Source organism: Herminiimonas sp. (assembly GCF_030645555.1).
Taxonomy (GTDB): domain Bacteria; phylum Pseudomonadota; class Gammaproteobacteria; order Burkholderiales; family Burkholderiaceae_D; genus Oxalicibacterium.
In genome coordinates this window covers 1-4,967 of sequence record NZ_JAUSME010000155.1, presented here as the reverse complement: position 1 = coordinate 4,967, position 4,967 = coordinate 1, and the positions used below count along the sequence as shown (strand labels likewise).

Below are 4,967 nucleotides of genomic sequence, written 5' to 3'. Positions count from 1 at the left end.
ATGTCTGCAGATATCCGCATCACCCTCGAAAATGGCCTGGGCAGCCTGATACTGGATCGACCCCAGGCGATGAATGCGCTATCGCTAGGCATGGTCCGTACGCTTGCACAAACCTTGATGGCATGGAGAGCAAATCCGGATGTACGGGCAGTCCTGATACGCAGCGACCTGCCAAAAGCATTTTGCGCCGGCGGCGATATCCATTTTTTCCACGAAGTCGCGCATGGCGGTTTGACTGGCGGCAGCGCATTGCTGGAAGATTTTTTTACCGAAGAATATGCGCTGAATCACTTGATCCACCACTACCCGAAACCGTACATCGCAGTGATGGATGGCATCGTGATGGGCGGCGGCATGGGCATTACGCAAAGCAGCGCGGCGGCACGCATACGCATCGTGACCGAGCGCACCCGGATGGCCATGCCGGAAGTGAATATCGGCTTGTTTCCCGATGTAGGCGGCGGCTATTTCCTGTCGCGTCTGCCGGGAAAAATCGGCACCTACCTCGGTTTGACGGGTGAAATCATCGGTGCGGCCGACGCCTTGTATGCAGATTTGGCCGATGTCTTTGTGCCGCGTGCAGAATTACCGGCGCTGCTGACCCTGCTTGCCTCAGTCAACGACCATCAATACCGCTCAGCGATTGATGAATTCGCAGCCCCGTTTGCGGCGCAAATCGATCCGGTAAACAGTGTGCTGGCAAAGCAGCGCAAGCTGATCGACCGTCATTTTTCACATGCAAGCGTGGCTGAAATAATCGCATCACTGGCGCAAGATGATGATCCCTTCGCGAGCAAAACCATGGAGGCATTGCTGAAACGCTCGCCACTCATGGTATGCGTAGCACTGGAACAAATCCGCCGCTCGGCAACGATGGGGCTGGCCGATTGCCTGCGCCTGGAACGCACGATGGTAAGACGCTGTTTCGAACATGGGGAGGTAGTCGAGGGAATACGCGCCCTCGTCATCGACAAGGATCATGCACCACAATGGCGGCCCTCATCGTTGCAGCAGGTAAGGCCTGAAATGATTGCGCCATTTTTTGAGTCGGCCTGGCCAGACTATGCGCATCCGCTGCGCGATCTGGCCTGATGCAGAACTGATTCGATCCCGGAGCCACCTCACCGGTGATACCGTGGCTACATTTCGTCGATCAGGAACAAGCGCCGGTGTTCACGTATCGCATAGCGATCTGTCATCCCTGCTATGTAATCGGCCACCTTGCGCGCCTGCGTTGCAATGGCTTGCGGCGCATCGCTGGCAGCCTGCTGATAATCGGGCGGCAACAGATTCGGTTCGCGCATGAAAGCCTCGAACAATTCCACCACGATGCGACGCGCCTTGCTGGTCATGCGGTTAACCTGGAAATGCTGGTATAGATTTTCGCGCAGGAAGCGCTTGAGTAACACGGCATCGGCACGCATGCGCTCGGAAAAGGCAATCAGCGCCGGCGCATTGCGCACGTCATCGACTGTTTTCAATTGTGCTGATTGTATGCGCTGCTGCGAGGTGTCGATCACGTCTATGATCAGCGCATTGATCATGCGGCGTATCGTTTCATTGATGGCGCGCCGGCCGCTGATGCCGGGGAATGCCAGCTCGACCTGATGGCGATGGCGCGCATAGAAATCAATTTCATCGAGCTGCGCAGTAGTCAGCAAACCAGAGCGCAAACCATCGTCTATATCGTGATTATTGTAGGCGATTTCATCGGCCAGATTCGCCAGCTGCGCTTCCAGCGTCGGCTGTTTTTTCTCGATGAAGCGCAAGCCTATCGCATCCAGTTTTTTTGCATTGTCGATTGAACAGTGCTTCAGTATGCCTTCGCGCGTCTCGAACATCAGGTTCAAGCCATCGAACGCACCGTAGCGCTGCTCCAGTGTATCGACCACACGCAGGCTTTGCAGGTTGTGCTCGAAGCCGCCGTATTCGCGCATGCAGGCATTCAACGCATCCTGGCCGGCATGGCCGAATGGCGTATGGCCTAGATCGTGCGCGAGCGAAATCGCCTCGATCAGATCTTCATTCAAGTTCAGATTACGTGCGATCGATCGCCCTATCTGCGCTACTTCTATGCTGTGCGTGAGCCGCGTGCGGAACAGGTCGCCTTCATGATTGACGAACACCTGGGTCTTGTATTCAAGGCGGCGAAAAGCGGCAGAGTGGATGATGCGGTCGCGGTCGCGCTGGAATTCGGTGCGCGATGACGGCGAGGTCTCAGTGTAGCGACGGCCCGTCGATGTATCGGACCGGGCCGCGTAAGGCGCCAGATGGACCTCGATATTCATGTCAGAAAACTGACAGAAAAAACGTCGCTGCCTGAGCGCATATCAGGAAATGCATGCATTCAATGTTTGCAGCAGGATGTCTTGCGGCACCGTCATGATGACCGATGCGCCCAGGGGTTTGAGCAGGATGAACTTGATCTGGCCGCCTTCATTTTTCTTGTCGACTTCCATCAGTTCCAGCCAGCGTTCAGTCCCGAGATCGGGTGCAACTGTCGGCAATCCGGCCGCCTGCACCAATGCACTGATGCGATTCCTGGACTGCAGGTCGATAAACCCCATACGGTGTGACAGGTCCGCCGCCATCACCATGCCGCAACCGACTGCTTCGCCGTGCAGCCAGACGCCGTAACCCATGCCGGCTTCGATCGCATGGCCGAAGGTGTGACCGAAATTAAGTATCGCGCGCAAGCCGCCTTCGCGCTCATCCTGGCGCACCACATCTGCCTTGATCTCGCACGAGCGCCTGATCGCATACGCCAGTGCAGTGGCATCCTTATCCACCAGCTTTGCTATATTCGCTTCTATCCAGTCGAAAAACGGCGCATCGATGATCGCGCCATGCTTGATCACTTCCGACAAGCCGGCAGACAGTTCGCGGGCCGGCAAGGTGTTCAGCGTGGCAGTATCGGCAATCACGGCTTGCGGTTGATAGAACGCGCCTATCATGTTCTTGCCGAGAGGATGGTTGATGCCGGTTTTGCCGCCAACCGAAGAGTCAACCTGTGACAGCAGTGTAGTCGGCACCTGGATAAAGGGCACGCCACGCATATAGGACGCGGCGGCAAAGCCCGTCATGTCGCCAATCACGCCGCCGCCCAGGGCGATGAGCGTGGTTTTACGGTCACATTTTTCAGCCAGCAAGACATCGAACACCTTCATCAGGTTCGCCCAATTCTTTGCTTCCTCGCCATCCGGCAAAATGATAGGTGTGACATGCTTGCCTGCGGCTTCCAGCGTTTTCGTCAAACGATCCAGATAAAGTGGCGCCACTACTGTGTTGGTGACTATCGCGACGCGTGGTCCGGCTATGTGCGCGGCAACCACCTGGGGATCGCCGAGCAAGTTCTGCCCGATGCTGATCGGATAGCTGCGCGCGCCTAAGTCAACGTGCAGGGTATTGGAAGCTGAGAGCGGAGACATCATGGAATGCTTTGGTAAAGAGTCCTGTTGCGACGATGCCGGCTCATAGACCGGCACATGTTCCGGCCCCAACTGCGCCAGTATGGTTTGCATCAGGAATTGTACATTGGGCCGGCCGGTATCGATGACGATGTCGGCGACTTCATTGTAGAACGGTTCGCGGGTGCGCGATAATTCTTCTATGGTCTTGCGCGGATCGGCAGTCTGCAGCAGCGGACGATTTTTATCGTGGCTGGTGCGCTGCAGGATGCTGTTGACGCTGGCACGCAGATAGATGACGGTGCCGCGCGACTTGAGATAGGCGCGATTTTCGGCATTGAGTACCGCGCCGCCGCCGGTAGCCAGCACGATATCCTGTTGCGCAGTCAGGTCGCGTATGACTTCCGCCTCGCGCTGCCGGAAGCTGGCTTCGCCCTCGAGCTCAAAGATCAGCGGGATGGACGCACCGGTTCGTGCTTCGATTTCATGGTCGGAATCGATGAAGCGTTTGTTCAGTCTTTTGGCCAGCGCACGACCGACTGTCGTTTTGCCGGCACCCATCAAGCCGACCAGAAAAATATTTCCACCCACGTTACACAAACTCTTTCTTACCAAACGCAGCGACCAAGATGGTCGCTGCCTACAACCGGCATCCTACCTGATTGACACCTTGTCGTTAAGGATTTTAGGCGTCAGGAAAATGAGCAGCTCGGTTTTGTCGTTGGTGCGCCCGGTCGTCTTGAACAAATTACCCAGCAGCGGCAGGTCGCCAAAGAACGGCACCTTCGTCACAGAATCACGTTCGGTTTGCTGGAAAATACCGCCGATGACCACCGTGCCGCCGTTGTCGATCAACACCTGCGTTTTAACATGCTTGGTATCGATGGCAAAACCTGCACGTGTTTCCACGCCGACGCTGTCTTTATTGACGTCCACATCCAGGATGACATTGCCATCCGGCGTGATTTGCGGCGTGACTTCCAGCTTCAGATTGGCCTTCCTGAATGAAATGCTGGTTGCGCCGCTGCTGGTCGCTTGCTGGTATGGCAACTCCGTGCCTTGCTCGATCAAGGCTTTCAGTTGATCGGCGGTAATCACGCGCGGGCTGGATATGATTTTGCCTTTGCCATCTGCTTCCAGCGCCGACAATTCCAAACCGATGAACCTGGTCGCTGCCGCATTGAACAAGGTCAGCGCGACGGAACCTGGTGTCAGGCCGCCGATCCCCCCTGCAGGCAAGTTCACTGCATTGCCGTTGACCGTCTGCAAAGCAGTTGCATTCAGGCCGGGGGCATCCGCGTTCGCATTTTGCACGCCACCGACTTCCAGAATATTTCCGCGGGTACGTTGCAAACCAAAACCCAGCTTGACACCCAGATTGCGGCTGAATTTATCGTCCGCTTCGACTATCCGTGCCTCGATCATGACTTGACGGCTGGCAATATCGGTTTTTTGTACCAGTGCCCGGATCTCTTCCAGCTTGGAAGGGATATCGGTGATGAACAATTGGTTGGTACGCGGATCGACAACTGCGCTGCCGCGCTTGGTCAGGATGCTGCG

At 56.3% G+C, this 4,967-nt stretch carries 4 protein-coding genes; 1 reads left to right on the top strand and 3 read right to left on the bottom strand.

Going from position 1 to position 4,967, the window contains the following annotated elements:
- Positions 1-1,092, top strand: a 1,092-nt coding sequence (locus Q7T06_RS06335) for an enoyl-CoA hydratase/isomerase family protein (protein ID WP_304782070.1), incomplete at its 5' end; no start/stop codon positions are given.
- 47 nt (positions 1,093-1,139) lie between these two features.
- Here the strand turns inward: Q7T06_RS06335 and Q7T06_RS06330 are convergent.
- From Q7T06_RS06330 to Q7T06_RS06320, 3 genes are all read right to left on the bottom strand, one after another.
- Entirely contained in the window at positions 1,140-2,288 is a 1,149-nt protein-coding gene (locus Q7T06_RS06330) for a deoxyguanosinetriphosphate triphosphohydrolase (protein WP_304782066.1), read from the bottom strand.
- Between the two features lie 42 nt (positions 2,289-2,330).
- Entirely contained in the window at positions 2,331-3,998 is a 1,668-nt protein-coding gene (gene aroKB, locus Q7T06_RS06325; protein ID WP_304782063.1) for a bifunctional shikimate kinase/3-dehydroquinate synthase AroKB, read from the bottom strand.
- A 63-nt stretch (positions 3,999-4,061) separates the two neighbouring features.
- Positions 4,062-4,967, bottom strand: a 906-nt coding sequence (locus tag Q7T06_RS06320; protein WP_304782060.1) for a type IV pilus secretin PilQ, incomplete at its 5' end; no start/stop codon positions are given.